General features: G+C 43.2%; 12 protein-coding genes, 3 tRNA genes and 3 rRNA genes. 5 read left to right on the forward strand and 13 right to left on the reverse strand.

Annotation, left to right across the window (positions count from 1 at the left end; translation table 11 throughout):
• Positions 1-99: 99 nt before the first annotated feature.
• Positions 100-714 carry a trimeric intracellular cation channel family protein gene (locus BTO08_RS10295; protein ID WP_005371554.1) on the forward strand — a complete coding sequence of 205 codons (615 nt, stop codon included), beginning with the start codon at positions 100-102 and terminating at the stop codon, positions 712-714.
• Here the strand turns inward: BTO08_RS10295 and BTO08_RS10300 are convergent.
• Positions 703-1,947: an MFS transporter gene (locus tag BTO08_RS10300; protein ID WP_105060900.1), complete on the reverse strand. Its 1,245-nt coding sequence runs from the start codon at positions 1,945-1,947 to the stop codon at positions 703-705. The two genes, BTO08_RS10295 and BTO08_RS10300, sit on opposite strands and share 12 nt — an antisense overlap.
• A 277-nt stretch (positions 1,948-2,224) precedes the next feature.
• Between BTO08_RS10300 and BTO08_RS10305 the strand changes: the two genes are divergently transcribed.
• Positions 2,225-2,755, forward strand: coding sequence for a glycine zipper 2TM domain-containing protein (locus tag BTO08_RS10305; RefSeq protein ID WP_242446251.1), 531 nt, complete (start codon positions 2,225-2,227; stop codon positions 2,753-2,755).
• A gap of 337 nt (positions 2,756-3,092) precedes the next feature.
• Here the strand turns inward: BTO08_RS10305 and BTO08_RS10310 are convergent.
• From BTO08_RS10310 to rluD, 9 genes are all read right to left on the reverse strand, one after another.
• Positions 3,093-3,169 (reverse strand) — tRNA-Asp (locus tag BTO08_RS10310).
• 100 nt (positions 3,170-3,269) lie between these two features.
• Positions 3,270-3,385, reverse strand: a 5S ribosomal RNA gene (gene rrf / locus BTO08_RS10315).
• A gap of 132 nt (positions 3,386-3,517) precedes the next feature.
• Positions 3,518-6,408: ribosomal RNA gene (locus BTO08_RS10320) — 23S ribosomal RNA — on the reverse strand.
• Positions 6,409-6,683: 275 nt separating this feature from the next.
• Positions 6,684-6,759: transfer RNA gene (locus BTO08_RS10325), tRNA-Ala, on the reverse strand.
• Between the two features lie 44 nt (positions 6,760-6,803).
• Positions 6,804-6,880 (reverse strand) — tRNA-Ile (locus BTO08_RS10330).
• A gap of 71 nt (positions 6,881-6,951) precedes the next feature.
• Positions 6,952-8,496: ribosomal RNA gene (locus tag BTO08_RS10335) — 16S ribosomal RNA — on the reverse strand.
• Together the 16S, 23S and 5S rRNA genes with 3 tRNA genes alongside form the textbook arrangement of a ribosomal RNA operon.
• Before the next feature lie 443 nt (positions 8,497-8,939).
• Positions 8,940-11,516 (reverse strand): ATP-dependent chaperone ClpB, encoded by a 2,577-nt coding sequence (gene clpB / locus BTO08_RS10340; RefSeq protein WP_105060902.1) that lies wholly within the window; start codon positions 11,514-11,516, stop codon positions 8,940-8,942.
• A gap of 163 nt (positions 11,517-11,679) precedes the next feature.
• Complete coding sequence (pgeF, locus tag BTO08_RS10345) at positions 11,680-12,417, reverse strand: peptidoglycan editing factor PgeF (protein WP_045130760.1); 738 nt, start codon at positions 12,415-12,417, stop codon at positions 11,680-11,682.
• The gene (gene rluD / locus BTO08_RS10350) at positions 12,417-13,391 is read right to left on the reverse strand and encodes a 23S rRNA pseudouridine(1911/1915/1917) synthase RluD (protein ID WP_005371544.1); all 975 of its coding nucleotides are present in this window, start codon (positions 13,389-13,391) and stop codon (positions 12,417-12,419) included. The genes pgeF and rluD overlap by 1 nt, the downstream gene beginning before the upstream one ends.
• A gap of 168 nt (positions 13,392-13,559) precedes the next feature.
• Between rluD and bamD the strand changes: the two genes are divergently transcribed.
• The 3 genes from bamD to pheA all read left to right on the forward strand — a co-directional run bounded on the left by bamD (position 13,560) and on the right by pheA (position 16,542).
• Entirely contained in the window at positions 13,560-14,288 is a 729-nt protein-coding gene (gene bamD / locus BTO08_RS10355; protein WP_005371542.1) for an outer membrane protein assembly factor BamD, read from the forward strand.
• A 398-nt stretch (positions 14,289-14,686) separates the two neighbouring features.
• A complete protein-coding gene (gene hpf / locus BTO08_RS10360) occupies positions 14,687-15,055 on the forward strand; it encodes a ribosome hibernation-promoting factor, HPF/YfiA family (RefSeq protein ID WP_005371540.1) in 369 nt (122 codons plus the stop codon).
• Between the two features lie 311 nt (positions 15,056-15,366).
• Positions 15,367-16,542 carry a prephenate dehydratase gene (pheA, locus tag BTO08_RS10365; RefSeq protein ID WP_105060903.1) on the forward strand — a complete coding sequence of 392 codons (1,176 nt, stop codon included), beginning with the start codon at positions 15,367-15,369 and terminating at the stop codon, positions 16,540-16,542.
• Between the two features lie 91 nt (positions 16,543-16,633).
• Here the strand turns inward: pheA and tyrA are convergent, their stop codons facing one another.
• From tyrA to BTO08_RS10380, 3 genes are all read right to left on the reverse strand, one after another.
• Positions 16,634-17,764, reverse strand: coding sequence for a bifunctional chorismate mutase/prephenate dehydrogenase (tyrA, locus tag BTO08_RS10370; protein ID WP_105060904.1), 1,131 nt, complete (start codon positions 17,762-17,764; stop codon positions 16,634-16,636).
• A 19-nt stretch (positions 17,765-17,783) separates the two neighbouring features.
• Positions 17,784-18,854, reverse strand: coding sequence for a 3-deoxy-7-phosphoheptulonate synthase (locus tag BTO08_RS10375; RefSeq protein ID WP_105060905.1), 1,071 nt, complete (start codon positions 18,852-18,854; stop codon positions 17,784-17,786).
• 247 nt (positions 18,855-19,101) lie between these two features.
• On the reverse strand, positions 19,102-19,482 hold the full coding sequence (locus BTO08_RS10380) for a DUF2799 domain-containing protein (RefSeq protein WP_105060906.1): 381 nt from the start codon (positions 19,480-19,482) through the stop codon (positions 19,102-19,104).
• Between the last annotated feature and the right edge of the window lie 8 nt (positions 19,483-19,490).

Consider the following 19,490-nt stretch of genomic DNA (forward strand, 5'->3'; position numbering starts at 1 on the left):
TTTGAAAACACTAAGCTCATTATTACCCCATTTCAATACCTTACCCTCATGCTACGATTCCAACCGACTTTCATTGCTTGGTAATCGTATAGGTCTATCATGTTCATTCATTCCATTGAAATTATTTGTATTATTGCCTTCGCATTAAGTGCCGTGATCAGTGAATCCAATAAAGGTAAAGACATCGTTAGCATCATGGTGATTGGGTGGGTAACAGCGCTCGGAGGCGGAACCGTTAGGGATATTATACTATCCACAAATCAGGTATTTTGGATAAGAGATCCATCCTATTTTTGGACGGCATTACTTAGCTCTTTCATTGGTTTTTTTCTTGCACCACATTTACGACAAGAAAAAGTCGAACGTCTCATTGTGACTCTGGATGCGATTGGTATTTCAATGTTCTCCGTGCTGGTTACTAAATCCCTTACCGCACAACACTACGCGCCATACGTTGCGATCACCATGGGAATGATAACAGCCGTCTTTGGTGGCGTATTGCGTGATATTCTCACCAACCGCCCTACCATGTTTAACAATACGGAATTTTATGCCAGCCCAGTTATTATTGGCTGTTACTTATATATTCTCCAAACTGAGCACCACATTAACCCAGATATTGCGACCTTAAGCAGTATTATCTTTATTATTGTTTTACGAATGTACATTGTAATAAAGAAAAAAACATTTCCCGATTTTTTATTACTTAAATAATTCATTTTCTAGTGATGCACTTGCCGTACATCGCTTGCCCAGCAAGGCAAATAGCAGTCCAATGACGGATGTAATAAATATAATAGCTGTCAGTGAGTAAAAATTATCAAGATTAAGCTGCCATGCGATAAAAATAAAAATAGCTGAGAATAACATTTGTCCACCGCCAGAAAGCGCACTTACTGTCCCTAATTGATTACTGTAAGGTACCAATAGTAAGGATTGAGAACAGGGGTAAATCAGCGCTTGAGCAATAGCAACACCAATAAAGCCGATTGTTAACGTCAATAGTGACATTGGTTGTGATAAAAAGAGCATCACCACACTCAATTGAATAACAGGAGCAATAAATACAATATGGTGCGTACCGTAAGACTTCCTCAATATAAAGCATAATGTACTTGCAAATAAAAACGCTACCGCAGGAATAATTGACCAATAGGCATAGTTTGCTGAAGAGATATGTAATTGTGATTCTAAAATAAATGGAGCTAATGAACCGGAAAATATGACAAGCGCCCAATTAACCCAACCGATCATGGCATAAGAAAGAAAGTATCGATCTTTTAACAAAGTTCCATAGTATTGAAATATAGGAATAAATGAGATCGAGACACGAGGCGTAGTTAATGTTTCAGGCAAATAGAAAAATAAAATTAAAAAACCTAAAACGGTATAGATAAACAAGCAAATAAAAACCGCAAACCAACCAAAATGATGATTCACTAATCCTCCCATAATAGGCGAGAATATTGGCGTAAATGCTGAAATAATCGATAGTCCTGTCATCGCTGATAAAAAAAATTTATTTTTATAGCTATCATGTAGCATTGAACGTGCAATAACTGATTCACACCCGCCACCAATTCCTTGAATAAAACGTCCTATAATCAAAATATAAAAGTAATGGTGAAAAGTTAAGATAATTCCTAATCCAAGGATAGAGATAAATAACCCGATTAATAATACATGCCGACGTCCATAAACATAAGAAAGTGGCCCATAAAGTAACTGTGAAGGTCCATACCCCATTAGGTAACTAACAATAAGTCCTTCGGCTAAACGTTGATTAATATTAAAATCTAGGTGGATCCAAGGTAATAAAGGAAAGACTAAACCTAAACTAAGCTGCCCAATACTTACAATTAATATTGCGAGAAATAAAACATTCCAATTTTCTTTAACAACACCTTTAACTTGATCGGATAAAGAGATTTCTGTTGAATCATTCATTTCAACAAGCCCACTCAGTGATGATAATAATTAACCGAGTTATTTTATTCCTCAATTTAAAGTGATTTATATTTAGTTAATCAATTTAAGTTTCTTATTTTCACCCTTTATAAAAAAATAAAACCAGTCTTTCCCCCACCCGTCTTTCATCTATACAGTGAATCAACAGCATTAGATACATTCAATATTTTACTATCAGCTTACATTTAAATTACAACGCTCTGTCATTAAACAGGAACTAATCAGGAGAATAGACTTCAGAAAATTAAGGAGAGATATGATGAAAAAAAATATGATTATGGGTCTAAGTGCACTGGTTGCTATTTCAAGCTTATCGTTAACAGGGTGTAATGAAAAATCTCACGCTAGCGAACCAACAGAAGCAAAAGTTTTATCAGTAAAAGCCGTCACTAAAACAGTAACCACACCACACCAAGTCTGTGAGCAAGTTGCTGTGACTCATAAGGTCGCTCCTAAAGACGAAAATAAAGTATTAGGTACCATTGCTGGTGCTGTTGCTGGCGGTGTACTTGGACACCAAGTTGGTGGTGGTAATGGTAAGAAAGTCGCAACAGTAGCTGGTGCTGTAGCCGGTGGTGTTGCTGGTAATGCCGTTCAAGGTAAGATGCAAGCAAACAATACAACGACTACGATGGAAAAGCGTTGTCATACTGAAAATAGTAAAACAGAACAAACCATTGGCTATGATGTAACTTACCAACTTGGCGATAATAAAGATACAGTCCGCATGGACGCCAAACCAAGTGGCGATACGCTAGCGGTTAAAAATGGAAAAGTTGTTATCTAATCTAAAGTTACAATAAGATTATTTTAAGCCCTGCTAGCTATAGCAGGGCTTTTTTATTCAATAATACTGGGTTCCACTCCTAATACCAGCGCATCCCAGCGTTACCAGCAGTTAAGCTTCTCAATTTTAAATCTTAACCAAACGAACTCCCCCACTATCATATTCATTTCTTACAAACGAAAAAAAGCCCCAGTCTTTCGACTAGGGCTTAATATAAGTGGTGGGACGGTAGGGACTCAACGCGCACGGCCAGTGCCGCGACCCAAGATGCGAAGCACTTTTTCGGGTCGCACATAGCAAAAAACCTCAGCATTTCTGCTGAGGTTTCTTTAAGAAGTGGCGGAGCGGACGGGACTCGAACCCGCGACCCCCGGCGTGACAGGCCGGTATTCTAACCAACTGAACTACCGCTCCACACGGAGATAAAACTTTCGTTTTATCCGATACCTGTCGTTCAGAACAAGTATCTTAACTTTTTGTCTTCACTTTTTATAAAAGTGAAAGAAAATTCAAAGCCTGGCGATGTCCTACTCTCACATGGGGAGACCCCACACTACCATCGGCGCTATTACGTTTCACTACTGAGTTCGGCATGGGATCAGGTGGGTCCATAACGCTATGGTCGCCAAGCAAATTCGGTTTTATTTATTGTCATTAGACAATAAATAGCAATCTGGGAAAATCTAACTAGTGTTCTCTACACGTTCAAGTGTACTTGGAGTCCGCTTTTCTCTTTACGAGATAAAACCCCTTGGGTGTTGTATGGTTAAGCCTCACGGGCAATTAGTATCGGTTAGCTCAATGCCTCGCAGCACTTACACACCCGACCTATCAACGTTGTAGTCTTCAACAACCCTTTAGAGACCTTAAAGGTCTAGGGATGACTCATCTTGAGGCTCGCTTCCCGCTTAGATGCTTTCAGCGGTTATCGATTCCGAACTTAGCTACCGGGCAATGCGTCTGGCGACACAACCCGAACACCAGCGGTTCGTCCACTCCGGTCCTCTCGTACTAGGAGCAGCCCCTCTCAATCATCCAACGCCCACGGCAGATAGGGACCGAACTGTCTCACGACGTTCTAAACCCAGCTCGCGTACCACTTTAAATGGCGAACAGCCATACCCTTGGGACCGACTTCAGCCCCAGGATGTGATGAGCCGACATCGAGGTGCCAAACACCGCCGTCGATATGAACTCTTGGGCGGTATCAGCCTGTTATCCCCGGAGTACCTTTTATCCGTTGAGCGATGGCCCTTCCATTCAGAACCACCGGATCACTATGACCTGCTTTCGCACCTGCTCGAATTGTCATTCTCGCAGTCAAGCGGGCTTATGCCATTGCACTAACCTCACGATGTCCGACCGTGATTAGCCCACCTTCGTGCTCCTCCGTTACTCTTTGGGAGGAGACCGCCCCAGTCAAACTACCCACCAGGCACTGTCCGTAATCCCGATAAGGGACCAACGTTAGAACATCAAGCATACAAGGGTGGTATTTCAAGATTGACTCCACAACCACTGGCGCGGTTGCTTCAACGTCTCCCACCTATCCTACACATGTAGGGTCAATGTTCAGTGCCAAGCTATAGTAAAGGTTCACGGGGTCTTTCCGTCTAGCCGCGGGGACGCAGCATCTTCACTGCGATTTCAATTTCACTGAGTCTCGGGTGGAGACAGCGTGGCCATCATTACGCCATTCGTGCAGGTCGGAACTTACCCGACAAGGAATTTCGCTACCTTAGGACCGTTATAGTTACGGCCGCCGTTTACCGGGGCTTCGATCAAGAGCTTCGACCGAAGTCTAACCCCATCAATTAACCTTCCGGCACCGGGCAGGCGTCACACCGTATACGTCATCTTTCGATTTTGCACAGTGCTGTGTTTTTAATAAACAGTTGCAGCCACCTGGTATCTGCGACTCCCGGCAGCTTAGAGAGCAAGTCTCATCACCGCTAGGAGCGTACCTTCTCCCGAAGTTACGGTACCATTTTGCCTAGTTCCTTCACCCGAGTTCTCTCAAGCGCCTTGGTATTCTCTACCTGATCACCTGTGTCGGTTTGGGGTACGATTTCTTATAATCTGAAGCTTAGAAGCTTTTCCCGGAAGCATGGCATCAATGACTTCGTCACCGTAGTAACTCGACATCGTATCTCAGCCTTAAGATGGTCCGGATTTGCCTAAACCATCAGCCTACATACTTGGACCTGGACAACCGTCGCCAGGCTCACCTAGCCTTCTCCGTCCCTCCATCGCAATTATAAGAAGTACGGGAATATTAACCCGTTTCCCATCGACTACGCCTTTCGGCCTCGCCTTAGGGGTCGACTTACCCTGCCCCGATTAACGTTGGACAGGAACCCTTGATCTTCCGGCGAGGGAGTTTTTCACTCCCTTTATCGTTACTCATGTCAGCATTCGCACTTCTGATACCTCCAGCAAACCTTACGATTCACCTTCAACGGCTTACAGAACGCTCCCCTACCCAATGCAGTAAACTGCATTGCCGCAGCTTCGGTGTATAGCTTAGCCCCGTTAAATCTTCCGCGCAGGCCGACTCGACCAGTGAGCTATTACGCTTTCTTTAAATGATGGCTGCTTCTAAGCCAACATCCTGGCTGTCTGAGCCTTCCCACATCGTTTCCCACTTAGCTATAACTTTGGGACCTTAGCTGGCGGTCTGGGTTGTTTCCCTCTTCACGACGGACGTTAGCACCCGCCGTGTGTCTCCCGGATAGTACTTACTGGTATTCGGAGTTTGCAAAGGGTTGGTAAGTCGGGATGACCCCCTAGCCTTAACAGTGCTCTACCCCCAGTAGTATTCGTCCGAGGCGCTACCTAAATAGCTTTCGGGGAGAACCAGCTATCTCCGAGTTTGATTGGCCTTTCACCCCTAGCCACAAGTCATCCGCTAATTTTTCAACATTAGTCGGTTCGGTCCTCCAGTAAGTGTTACCTCACCTTCAACCTGCCCATGGCTAGATCACTCGGTTTCGGGTCTAATCCTAGCAACTCATTCGCCCAGTTAAGACTCGGTTTCCCTACGGCTCCCCTAAACGGTTAACCTTGCTACTAAAATTAAGTCGCTGACCCATTATACAAAAGGTACGCAGTCACCCAACAAGTGGGCTCCTACTGCTTGTACGTACACGGTTTCAGGTTCTATTTCACTCCCCTCACAGGGGTTCTTTTCGCCTTTCCCTCACGGTACTGGTTCACTATCGGTCAGTCAGGAGTATTTAGCCTTGGAGGATGGTCCCCCCATATTCAAACAGGATATCACGTGTCCCGTCCTACTCGTTTTCACTGATAATGCGTTGTCGGTTACGGGGCTATCACCCTGTATCGCAGAACTTTCCAGAACTTTCACCTAACGCAAAACTAGCTTAAGGGCTAATCCGGTTTCGCTCGCCGCTACTACCGGAATCTCGGTTGATTTCTCTTCCTCGGGGTACTTAGATGTTTCAGTTCCCCCGGTTCGCCTCGTGCTGCTATGTATTCACAACACGATACGTGCTTATGCACGTGGGTTTCCCCATTCGGAAATCCCAGAGTCACCGGTTTTTACTACCTTCTCTGGGCTTATCGCAAGTTAATACGTCCTTCATCGCCTCTGACTGCCAAGGCATCCACCGTGTACGCTTAGTCACTTAACCATACAACCCCAAGAGGTTTCGTATGTTCAAACAACCAAGGTTTGTGTTTAACACTTCGATCAAGAAAGTATTAAACGTTGGTTTTTCGCCGGACTCGATACAAGACACTTGAATGTGTATTGTTTGAGAACTCGTTTTTATCCGAAGATAAAAACATTTTTTAAAATCAATCTATTGATTGAATTTACTAGTCAGCTTTCCAGATTGTTAAAGAACATGTCATTATCGTTAGATAACCACTTTTTAAAAACACTCACAAGAATGCGTTTAAAGAGTGGTGGAGCTATGCGGGATCGAACCGCAGACCTCCTGCGTGCAAGGCAGGCGCTCTCCCAGCTGAGCTATAACCCCAACGATATAAAAGACTAAACCGCCACCTTCTCTGGGAGAGAAAGTGGTGGGTCTGAGTGGACTTGAACCACCGACCTCACCCTTATCAGGGGTGCGCTCTAACCACCTGAGCTACAGACCCAAGTCTTTTTACGTTCTACATTTTAACCAAGCAATCTGTGTGGACACTGCATTAAACAGCAAGTCTTTAGGTAAGGAGGTGATCCAGCCCCAGGTTCCCCTAGGGCTACCTTGTTACGACTTCACCCCAGTCATGAACCACACCGTGGTAAACGCCCTCCCGAAGGTTAAGCTATCTACTTCTGGTGCAGCCCACTCCCATGGTGTGACGGGCGGTGTGTACAAGGCCCGGGAACGTATTCACCGTGACATTCTGATTCACGATTACTAGCGATTCCGACTTCATGGAGTCGAGTTGCAGACTCCAATCCGGACTACGACGTACTTTCTGGGATTCGCTCACCATCGCTGGTTGGCAGCCCTCTGTATACGCCATTGTAGCACGTGTGTAGCCCTACTCGTAAGGGCCATGATGACTTGACGTCGTCCCCACCTTCCTCCGGTTTATCACCGGCAGTCTCCCTGGAGTTCCCACCATTATGTGCTGGCAAACAAGGATAAGGGTTGCGCTCGTTGCGGGACTTAACCCAACATTTCACAACACGAGCTGACGACAGCCATGCAGCACCTGTCTCAGAGTTCCCGAAGGCACTAAGCTATCTCTAGCGAATTCTCTGGATGTCAAGAGTAGGTAAGGTTCTTCGCGTTGCATCGAATTAAACCACATGCTCCACCGCTTGTGCGGGCCCCCGTCAATTCATTTGAGTTTTAATCTTGCGACCGTACTCCCCAGGCGGTCTACTTAACGCGTTAGCTCCGAAAGCCACGGCTCAAGGCCACAACCTCCAAGTAGACATCGTTTACGGCGTGGACTACCAGGGTATCTAATCCTGTTTGCTCCCCACGCTTTCGCATCTGAGTGTCAGTATCTGTCCAGGGGGCCGCCTTCGCCACCGGTATTCCTTCAGATCTCTACGCATTTCACCGCTACACCTGAAATTCTACCCCCCTCTACAGTACTCTAGTCTGCCAGTTCAAAATGCTGTTCCGAGGTTGAGCCCCGGGCTTTCACATCTTGCTTAACAGACCACCTGCATGCGCTTTACGCCCAGTAATTCCGATTAACGCTCGCACCCTCCGTATTACCGCGGCTGCTGGCACGGAGTTAGCCGGTGCTTCTTCTGTTGCTAACGTCAAACAGCAAAGCTATTAACTTTACTGCCTTCCTCACAACTGAAAGTACTTTACAACCCGAAGGCCTTCTTCATACACGCGGCATGGCTGCATCAGGGTTTCCCCCATTGTGCAATATTCCCCACTGCTGCCTCCCGTAGGAGTCTGGACCGTGTCTCAGTTCCAGTGTGGCTGATCATCCTCTCAGACCAGCTAGGGATCGTTGCCTTGGTGAGCCATTACCCCACCAACAAGCTAATCCCACCTGGGCTAATCCTGACGCGAGAGGCCCGAAGGTCCCCCTCTTTGCTCCGAAGAGATTATGCGGTATTAGCTATCGTTTCCAATAGTTATCCCCCACATCAGGGCATATTCCCAGGCATTACTCACCCGTCCGCCGCTCGTCAGCATTGATAGCAAGCTATCAATCTGTTACCGCTCGACTTGCATGTGTTAGGCCTGCCGCCAGCGTTCAATCTGAGCCATGATCAAACTCTTCAATTAAAGTTTTGTTGGTCTTTCGACCGGCTCAATGAATACTGTTAAAATACCGCTAACTAGAAGCTAGTTAGGATATTTGAATTGACTGTGCCAAATAATCCTTCTCTATAAAGAGATGAGTTATTTGTATTGGTCACTAGTATCATTGATAAATCTTTCGACTTAACTTTTCAACGAGTGCCCACACAGATTGCATGGTCAAATTGTTAAAGAACAATACTGATTTCGTTGCTAGCCAGTGGCTTGCTCCGTGTCAGTGAGGTCGCATTATAGGGAGAGATTTTTTGCTGACAAGCCCTTTTTTAAAGAAAAATGCGCGTTTGAACAATCCTTAAACAATTCATCTTTTAACGATCAAGAATTCACCTAAGGAGATGGTTTTTATTAGATAAAAAAACGCCCTGCTTCAATGCAGGGCGTTTAGTCATAATGATTAAATGAAGTAATTAAATTTGCTCAGCAACAATTACATCATCTTTCACAGACAGTGTTATCACTTTACCCGGAACAAATTTACCTGATAACAAGTCTTGCGCTAATGGGTTTTCAATATATTGCTGAATCGCACGTTTCAATGGACGCGCACCATAAACAGGATCAAATCCAGCTTCAGCAATCATATCTAACGCACTGTCTTCAACATCTAGACGGAAGTCTTTTTCAGCGAGGCGTTTTTTCAATCGTTCAAGCTGAATACTTGCAATATTCTTGATGTTTTCTTTACCAAGCGGATGGAACACAACGGTTTCATCAACACGGTTAATAAACTCAGGGCGGAAGTGTTGTCCAACAACTTCCATTACAAGTGCTTTGATTCCCTCATAGTCAAGGTTGCCGAAATGCTCTTGAATACGATCTGAGCCCAAGTTCGATGTCATGATGATCACCGTATTACGGAAATCTACTGTACGACCTTGACCATCAGTTAAACGACCGTCATCTAATACTTGAAGTAAGATATTGAACACATCAGGGTGTGCTTTTTCTACTTCGTCCAGTAATACTACTGAATATGGACGACGACGAACCGCTTCTGTGAGGTAACCACCTTCTTCATAACCGACGTAACCTGGAGGCGCACCCACTAGACGAGCGACTGAGTGTTTCTCCATAAACTCAGACATGTCGATTCGCACCATTGCTTCTTCACTATCAAACATAAAGTTAGCCAGTGATTTACATAACTCCGTTTTACCGACACCTGTTGGGCCTAAGAATAAGAAAGAGCCAATTGGGCGTTGCGGATCAGCAAGACCTGCACGGCTACGACGAATGGCATTAGCAACAGCAACTACCGCTTCATCTTGACCAATGACACGATGATGTAATTCATCTTCCATACGAAGCAATTTATCACGCTCACCTTCAAGCATTTTTGATACAGGAATACCTGTCGCTTTTGATAAAACATCGGCAATTTCAGTATCAGTAACTTTGTTTTTCAACAAGGTCATTTCTTGCATTTCTGCTTGCGCGGCAAGATCTAACTGCTTCTCTAACTCTGGAATACGACCATATTGTAGCTCTGACATGCGGTTTAAATCGCCAGCACGACGAGCAATTTCCACATCAGTACGCGCTTGTTCAAGCTCTGCTTTAATATGTTGAGTACCTGACAGTGCTGCTTTTTCAGCATTCCACACTTCTTCAAGTTCTGCATATTCGCGCTCTTTTAGATCAAGCTCTTCAAGCAGATCACTGAGACGTTTATTACTTGCAGCATCATCTTCTTTTTCTAGCGCTTGCTGTTCAATCTTAAGCTGAATAATACGACGCTCAAGACGATCTAATGATTCGGGCTTTGAATCAATCTGCATACGAATGCTTGATGCCGCTTCATCGATAAGATCAATTGCTTTATCTGGTAACTGACGATCTGAAATATAACGATGTGACAATGTTGCTGCTGCTACAATCGCAGGATCGGTAATTTCCACATGGTGATGAAGCTCGTAACGCTCTTTCAAACCACGAAGAATTGCAATGGTATCTTCAACACTCGGTTCATCCACCAGCACTTTTTGGAAACGACGTTCAAGTGCCGCATCTTTCTCAATATACTGACGGTACTCATCTAATGTTGTAGCACCGACACAATGAAGCTCACCACGTGCCAATGCAGGTTTTAGCATGTTACCGGCATCCATTGAGCCTTCGCCTTTACCCGCACCAACCATGGTGTGAATTTCATCGATGAACAAAATCACACGACCATCTTCTTGCGATAATTCGTTAAGTACCGCTTTTAAGCGCTCTTCAAATTCACCACGGAATTTAGCTCCAGCAATCAATGAGCCCATATCGAGAGAAAGGACACGCTTATCACGCAAGCCTTCAGGTACTTCACCGTTAACAATACGTTGTGCTAATCCTTCAACGATAGCTGTTTTACCAACCCCAGGCTCACCGATGATCACTGGGTTATTTTTGGTACGACGTTGCAATACTTGAATAGTACGGCGAATTTCATCATCACGACCGATAACAGGATCTAATTTGCCCTGCTCTGCACGTTCGGTTAAATCGATCGTGTACTTTTCCAGAGCTTGGCGATTTTCTTCGGCATTAGGATCATCGACTTTTTGACCACCACGAATTTGATCAATCGCTTGTTCAATATTTTTCGCTGTTAAACCTAATTCTTTAAATAACTCACCCAATGGGCCTTTATCTTCAGCTGCCGCTAAAATAAATAACTCTGAGGAAATAAATTTATCTTTCCGCTTTTGTGCCAACTTATCGCACATATTAAGCAGTATGCCCATGCCATGTGAAAGCTGAACTTCACCACCAATACCCGTTACTTTAGGCATCCGATCTAATAGTTCAGCTAAGCGTGAACGTAACTGGGTAATATCGATGTTCAAAAGGGTGAGCAACGGACGCACGGTACTACCATCTTGATTAAGCAAAGCCACCATAAGGTGTGCAGGCTCGATATACTGATGGTCTCGTCCTAGAGCCAGCGACTGAGCATCAGATATTGCCGATTGAAATTTGCTGGTAAATCGGTCAAGACGCATAAGTTCTCCCAATAAATATAAATAAACTAATGCTATATATATGGATACTTAGCAAGTATTTTTCAACTCCATAAATCGCAATATAATGCTGCAAAAAAAAAGCGAGCGATCTTTATTAAGATCACTCGCTTAGCAATAATTAACGACGTTAACCAATGACGTGCTATTTGTTATCCGCTAACCAAATCAATGAGGCCTGACGACCTGTTACCGCTTGTCGTCGATAGGAATAAAACTGCTGTTCATCAGTAAAAGTACAATACTCTCCACCATAAACCGCAGTGATACCTAATCGATTCAAACGCTGCTTTGCTAGTAAATACAAATCAGCCAACCATTTCTCACCATGCGCAGTAAAAGCACATTCGGCATTCGGATCGGCAGCCATAAATTGTTCTCGCACTTCACCACCGACCTCAAATGCGTTAGGCCCAATAGCTGGACCTAACCACGCCATAATATCGGCTGCGTTACAGTGAAATTTTTCCACTGCGTGCTCAATCACACCTGTAGCTAGTCCTCGCCATCCGGCATGAACCGCAGCAACTTCTGTTCCTTGCTTATCGCAAAATAAAACAGGTAAACAGTCAGCAGTCATGATGGCACAGGCTAATCCCGGAGAACGAGTAAAGCTACCATCAGCATCTGGTACTGATGAAAGTTCAGCATTCAGCTCAATCACATCAGCACTGTGGATTTGATTCAACCATGCAGGAGAATCCACAAGACCACAATGTTGTTTCAACAATTCACGGTTTTGATTAACAACAGCTTCATCATCCCCAACATGTAAACCTAAATTCAATTCATGATATGGAGCTGCACTAACACCACCTAAACGGGTCGTACTTATCGCGCGCACATGTTTCGAGGCTGGCCAGTTAGGAATAATGACTTTCATTAATAATCGTCTTCGTTATTTTCTTGCGTGTCTTTACGCAAAATATCAATCATTGCCACCATATCAATTGGTAGCGGTGCGTGCCATTCCATCTTCTCACCGGTGATAGGGTGATCTAATCGCAGCATACGTGCATGCAGTGCTTGTCGATCAAACGCACGCAGTGCTTGAATAAATTCAGGAGATGCGTCACGTGGCGGACGAGGACGACCACCATAAATCACGTCACCAATTAAAGGGTGGCTCATGTATGACATATGAACACGGATCTGGTGCGTACGACCCGTTTCAAGACGTAATACAATACGTGTATGTTCACGGAAACGTTCAGCAACACGGTAATGGGTGATCGCATCTTTACCCATTTCATGTACCGCCATACAGATACGCTTAGTTGAGTGGCGACCAATTGGCTTTTCAATCGTGCCACCACCTGTCATCTGACCGATAGCTAACGCTTCATACTCACGCGTAATCTTACGCTTTTGTAGTGCACGAACTAAACGCGTTTGTGCTTGAATCGTTTTAGCAACCACCATTAAACCGGTAGTATCTTTATCCAATCGGTGAACGATACCCGCACGAGGAACTTCAGCCAGAGATGGACAATGATGCAATAATGCATTCAGAACCGTACCATCTGGCGTACCCGCGCCTGGGTGAACAACAAAGTCACGCGGTTTATTGATAACAAGAATGTCATCATCTTCATAAACGATGTCGAGAGGAATATCCTGTGCAACCCAACGCACTTCATCTTCGATCTCAGCTTGGATAAATAGCTCTTCGCCACCCATCATTTTTTCACGAGGTTTCTTGACGACATCGCCATTCACTGAAACCATACCGTTTAAAATCCAATCTTTAATGCGCGAACGCGAATAATCTGGATATAATTGAGCAATAACCTGATCCAGGCGCATGCCTAATTGGTTTTCACCAACTGTGTTTGTCAATTCTATTTGCTGTGCCATAGCGAACTTTTTAAAAAAGCGTGGGACTAATTGTCATACGCTGCGTAAAATGGACCAAGCTTGAAACTATGCTTGATGTAACCTATATAGTGTCATTGTATCTGTTAACGGCTCCAACCGTAATGGATCGAGCAAAATAAAATTTTTATCAAGGAAACTAACGCCGCAATGAAACGCCTGACAATCACGACTCTTCTTGCCGTAGCCCTTCTTTCAGGCTGTTCGAGTAAAGAAGAAGTAATACCAGATGTGCCACCTTCAAACTTATATGCAACAGCACAAACCGCTTTGCAAAAGGGAAATTGGACATCGGCTATCGAACAATTAGAAGCGCTAGATTCACGTTACCCATTTGGTGCTTATTCCGATCAAGTACAGCTAGATCTTATTTATGCTTACTATAAAAGTGATGATTTAGCGCTAGGTGAAGCAACGATTGAACGTTTTTTACGTTTAAACCCTGATAATCCACAAGCTGACTGGGTTGTGTATATGCGTGGTTTAACACATATGGCTCAAGATCGTAGCTTTATGCATGATATGTTTAATATCAATCGATTTGACCGTGATCCAACACCATCACGCCAAGCCTTCAAGGATTTTAAATACCTTTTAGAGCGTTACCCTGAAAGTGAATATGGTGCAGATGCTAAAGCACGTATGATCTTTTTGAAAAACCGTTTAGCGAATTATGATTTGTCTACTGCGGATTTCTATATTCGCCGTGAAGCTTGGATTGCAGCAATTAACCGTTGTCAGCAAATACAACGTTTATACCCAGATACAGAAGCTGCACGCCAATCATTAGCGCTGGAAAAGACAGCCTATGAAAAGCTGAACTTGCAAAAAGAAGTTGAACGCACCGATAAATTGATGAAATTAAATCCAGCCAACTAACTATTAGTGCATTTTATTTCATAAAAAAATGGCAGCTTAAAAATAAGCTGCCATTTTTTATACTTAAAATAGTGTTTAATTTTTAACATTAATTAATGTTTTGTGTCAGTACACTGACTAGTTATAATGACTAAAAAACGTTCACCATATTAAAATTCTTATATAAAACCCCTAGTTAGCACTAGCCACCAGCATTTTACCTTCCTTCATACTGCCTTAAATATTATTCTCATCTCAAGTACTTTTTATAAACTTTTTTGCTACAAACCCAAGATGATCACAGATTTTTTTGCTGATAATTATTAAAGGCTACAATGTGACATAGATCACGTTATTAAGTTCTAGATTTAGTAATCTGAATTCAACCCAACGAAGGGTAGCAAACGAGGAAGATAATTATGACATTAGAAATCACTGGTAAAAACATCGATATCACCCCGGCTATCCGTGAGCGTTTTGAATTTAAGTTCAATAAGTTAGAAAAACTTCAGGTGCCGCTAATCAAAAAACACGTTGTGATTAGCAAAGAGCCAAGCAAGCAATTTAAAGTCGAGGCTGCAGTAAACATTGCCGGAGGACAACTCGTTGCTTCTGCAGAGCATGACGACCTGTTTGGTGCTATTACAGAGCTTTACCAGAAGCTTGACCGACAGTTGAAAAAACAAGCTCACAAACCTAATGCTCGTCGTGCGAGCCATAGTGAAAAGCCAGAAGTGGCTGAAGACGAAGTAGAACTAGATGAAGTTGAGCTAGACGACGCATACTAGAATATCATAAGGATTTTAAAACAGCCCCGCTTATGCGGGGCTGTTTGTTTCTAGCAATACTGTTCTGATTATATCGACATAACAATAAGGATCTTCCCTTATTATTTCCATTCTTAGCACTAGCCACTAATCTACTTGACAATAAATAATGTGCTGCATAATGTGGCTAATGATAAAAAATGACCATTTCGCTTATATCATCGCAACTTATCTATTCATCAACTCTTTCGTATTAATTCGCATTAGTATGATATGAAAGGTAAGTGACGATAAAAGCTATCGCTATACTTGGAAATCAGATAGGGACGCCAATGACCGATACTCGCTATTCTCTCGATGACATTCGTCAAAATGTCAGTCGTATCGATAACGCTTTACTTGAACTACTGGCAGAGCGAAGAGCGCTTAGTCTAGAGGTGGCTAAAAGTAAAATTAGCACCGCTAAACCTGTACGCGATCAAACACGTGAACACGAATTACTTTTAAAACTGATAGAAAGTGGCAAGCTTCATCAATTAGATGCTCAATATGTTACGCAGATCTTCCATACCATAATTGAAGACTCCGTATTATTTCAACAGGCTTACCTACAAAAGCTCGCCAACCCAGATAGTGCGAATCCAACTGCTCGTGTCGCTTTTCTTGGTGCTAAAGGCTCATACTCTTACTTAGCTAGCCGAAATTATTTTAGCCGTAAACAAACCGATCTAGTTGAGCTGAGTTGCTCTACTTTTCGCGATATTTTCAATACTGTCGAAACAGGTAATGCTGATTATGGTGTCTTACCAATTGAAAATACCAGCTCTGGATCAATCAATGAAGTGTATGATTTACTACAGCACACAAGCCTTTCTATTGTGGGCGAAATAACCCAACCTATCGAACATTGCCTACTTACAGCTGTCGATACGAAACTTGAACATATTGATACCTTGTATTCTCACCCACAGCCACACCAACAATGTAGCGAGTTCCTTCATAGCATGGGGAGCATAAAGCAAGAATATTGTTCAAGTACCGCTGAAGCGATGGAGCAAGTGGCCGAGCTAAAACAACCGAATATTGCAGCTATTGGTAATGCATCCAGCGGCGAATTGTATGGTTTAACCTCCATTAAATCAGGTATTGCCAATCAGCAAGAAAACTTTACCCGCTTTATTGTCGTAGCGCGTAAACCTGTTGATGTGACATCCTTGATCCCAGCAAAAACCACTTTAATTATGTCGACAGCACAAAAAGCAGGTTCATTGGTTGAATGTTTACTAGTGCTGAGAAGTCTTAATATCAATATGAGTAAACTAGAATCACGCCCTGTTATTGGCAACCCATGGGAAGAAATGTTCTATGTGGATGTCGAGGTTAATCTTAAATCAGATGTGATGCAACAAGCGCTAGAAGAGCTCACCCGCCTAACTCGCTTTATTAAAGTATTAGGCTGTTATCCAAGTGAAAATGTCGCGCCTACAGAAGTTGAGCTTCTCGACTAAAAAGTACGTATGACAAAAAGCCCGTTATGGCATTCTCTTTCGAGTAATAATGACATAACGGGCTCTTTTATTTTAACTATCAGAAAATTAACTACGATTTACGGTGAGTTGAATCGTTCGCCTGCCTAAGCAGTCCCTGGCTCTCTGCTAAAAAATGTTCAGCGTAATCGCCAAACCATCCTGATACTTGACCAAAAGCTTGCTTAAACGCATCTTTATCTTGAGCATCTAGCATTTCAATCGCTTCACCAAAGCGCTGATGGAAACGTTTGATCATCGCAATATTCTGTGGCGCTGACATAATAATGTCACCGTACAATTGTGCATCCTGAGCAAATAGACGCCCAACCATCGCGAGCTCTAAGCGATAGATTGGTGAGCTTAACGACATTAACTGATCTAGCTTAGGATCTTCTTCTGCAAGATGAACACCGTAAACAAACGACGTAAAGTGACGTAATGCTTGGATCAAAGTCATCCCCTGATCGTGTTCAATCGCACTGATACGATTTAGCGTTGCGCCCCAAATCTGAAATTGCTCCAACAGCCATTGGTAACTTTCAGGATTTCGCCCATCACAGTACACAATCACCTGCTTTGCCAGACTTGGAATATCAGGGCCAAACATTGGATGCAGGCCAACTACAGGACCTTTGTGCACTTCTAACATCGCTTGTAATGGACCACTTTTTACCGATGTTAAATCAGCAAGTAAACAATCATCTGGTAAGTTACCTAGCTTGGCGATCACAGATTCTGTTAAATGGATAGGAACAGAAACAACGACCATACCTGCATCATGCAATATTTCATCGGCACGATCCCAATCTTGGCTACCTAATGTTTTAACTTGGTAACCCGACAGTTCAAACAGACGACAAAACAATTTACCCAACTGGCCATGGCCACCAACAATAACAATTGGTCGCAATTGTGGATTTAAACATTTAAAACCAGAATCGTTTTCACTCGAATAAGATTCACGCATCGTTCGACGAAGTACATCTTCGATAAGATCCGCAGGAACCCCTTGACGTTCCGCCTCTTCGCGACGAGATGCCAACATTGCCGCTTCACGATCTGGGGCATAAATAGGTAAGCCATGCTGGCTCTTCACTACGCCGACCTGCTCAACTAAAGCGAGTCGTTGAGCCAATAGCTCAACCATTTGACGATCTACATCATCAATTTGATCTCTTAATTTGCTTAACTCAGCAACCATGATTTCTTTCTATCCGTAATTATTTAATTCGATCTTGTAAGAACGGCACTAATTCCTTATGTGCCTGACGCAATAATTTCTCGGTGGTGTCCCAACTAATACATGCATCAGTTATCGATACGCCGTACTTCATTTCATCTCGAGGAAGATCTGCACTCTGGTTCCCTTCATCAAGATGGCTTTCGATCATCAATCCTATAATAGACTGATTTCCTTCTCGGATCTGATGAATTACATCTTCAGCTACCAAAGGTTGGCGACGATAATCTTTACGAGAATTAGCATGGCTACAGTCTACCATTAAGGCTGGTGAAAGACCTGATCCGACCATCTCGTTTTCACACTCTCTAACTGACACTGAATCGTAATTCGTTTGCTTACCACCACGTAAAATAACATGACCGTCAGGGTTACCTTCCGTATTTAGCAGTGCAACTTGTCCATCTGGGTTAATACCCATAAATTTATGGCCTGACGCTGCCGCTTGCATCGCATTAATTGCTGTTGCCAAGCTACCATCAGTACCATTTTTAAAGCCTACTGGCATTGATAATCCACTTGCCATTTCACGGTGGGTTTGTGACTCCGTCGTACGTGCACCAATTGCTGCCCAACTAAATAAATCGCCTAAGTATTGCGGACTAATAGGATCAAGTGCTTCGGTCGCTAAAGGAATACCATCTTCAACTAAGTCAACTAATAGCTGACGGCCAATATGCAAGCCTTCTTCAACAGCAAATGAGCCATCAATATATGGGTCGTTAATTAACCCTTTCCACCCTACTGTGGTGCGCGGTTTTTCAAAATAGACTCGCATCACAATGTAAAGTTGATCACTAAGCTCTTCTGCTAATTGCTTTAACTTCTGCCCGTAAGCTTTTGCTTGCTCAACATCATGAATAGAACAAGGCCCACACACGACCAATAAACGATGATCGCGCTTATGAATAATATCGGCGATGGTTTGACGTGATTGCTCCACAAAAGACAACGCTTGTTTAGAGGCTGATAAGTCTTGTTTCAACTTTGCTGGCGTAATGAGAACAGATTCATCTTCGATATGAACGTTATTGAGTTGGTCTTTTTGCATAGCGTCGTCCTTGTCATTGATTTGTTAGCGCGAAACACAGTCCCTGTTTCGTTATCACTATATCCATTAGTAACATTATGCCAACAAACATAACAAGTCTTGATGACCTATTGCAATAGCAGTGTAAATAAAAAACACCACCTGTAAATTATTATTTACACCCATGATATAAATATAAAAAAGTTAATACAGTCTGTCTGTATTAACTCTTATTTTATCGAAAACGTATAATTTACGAGCAGTAGTATTATAACCTAGGCTCTTGTGACATATAGCGCTCAAAACCTTGCTGCCATTTTGCTTTAAATAAAGGGACTTCACGGCGATATTCACAAACTCCCCAATTGGAATTACCTTGCTCACCGAGTTGTAATACATATTCAATTGAGCAGTAATTATCGCGACCTTTATTATAACCCTGTAGATACTCTTGATGATTAGGTGTTTCCGTCGCGTCATACTTATCTGAGATTTTATCGAGTTGTGTGGTTGTTAGTGCAACACGACCACCTGCACCGTCATAAAAACCAAGCTGTTCAAAATTTCCTTTGCTGATCAAAGCGGACTGTGTGACACAGCCAGATAGAAGCACAACAGAAGAGAGAGTCAAAAGAGGAAGTACTTTCATAACTTTTC

It is taken from the genome of Photobacterium angustum (genome assembly GCF_002954615.1).
In the GTDB taxonomy this organism is placed as follows: domain Bacteria; phylum Pseudomonadota; class Gammaproteobacteria; order Enterobacterales; family Vibrionaceae; genus Photobacterium; species Photobacterium angustum_A.

Bases quoted from the DNA above. Each gene is read 5' to 3' on its own strand.
- BTO08_RS10295 (WP_005371554.1), top strand. From the start codon at position 100: ATGTTCATTCATTCCATTGAAATTATTTGTATTATTGCCTTCGCATTA.
- BTO08_RS10300 (WP_105060900.1), bottom strand. From the start codon at position 1,947: ATGAATGATTCAACAGAAATCTCTTTATCCGATCAAGTTAAAGGTGTT.
- BTO08_RS10305 (WP_242446251.1), top strand. From the start codon at position 2,225: ATGATGAAAAAAAATATGATTATGGGTCTAAGTGCACTGGTTGCTATT.
- clpB (WP_105060902.1), bottom strand. From the start codon at position 11,516: ATGCGTCTTGACCGATTTACCAGCAAATTTCAATCGGCAATATCTGAT.
- pgeF (WP_045130760.1), bottom strand. From the start codon at position 12,417: ATGAAAGTCATTATTCCTAACTGGCCAGCCTCGAAACATGTGCGCGCG.
- rluD (WP_005371544.1), bottom strand. From the start codon at position 13,391: ATGGCACAGCAAATAGAATTGACAAACACAGTTGGTGAAAACCAATTA.
- bamD (WP_005371542.1), top strand. From the start codon at position 13,560: ATGAAACGCCTGACAATCACGACTCTTCTTGCCGTAGCCCTTCTTTCA.
- hpf (WP_005371540.1), top strand. From the start codon at position 14,687: ATGACATTAGAAATCACTGGTAAAAACATCGATATCACCCCGGCTATC.
- pheA (WP_105060903.1), top strand. From the start codon at position 15,367: ATGACCGATACTCGCTATTCTCTCGATGACATTCGTCAAAATGTCAGT.
- tyrA (WP_105060904.1), bottom strand. From the start codon at position 17,764: ATGGTTGCTGAGTTAAGCAAATTAAGAGATCAAATTGATGATGTAGAT.
- BTO08_RS10375 (WP_105060905.1), bottom strand. From the start codon at position 18,854: ATGCAAAAAGACCAACTCAATAACGTTCATATCGAAGATGAATCTGTT.
- BTO08_RS10380 (WP_105060906.1), bottom strand. From the start codon at position 19,482: ATGAAAGTACTTCCTCTTTTGACTCTCTCTTCTGTTGTGCTTCTATCT.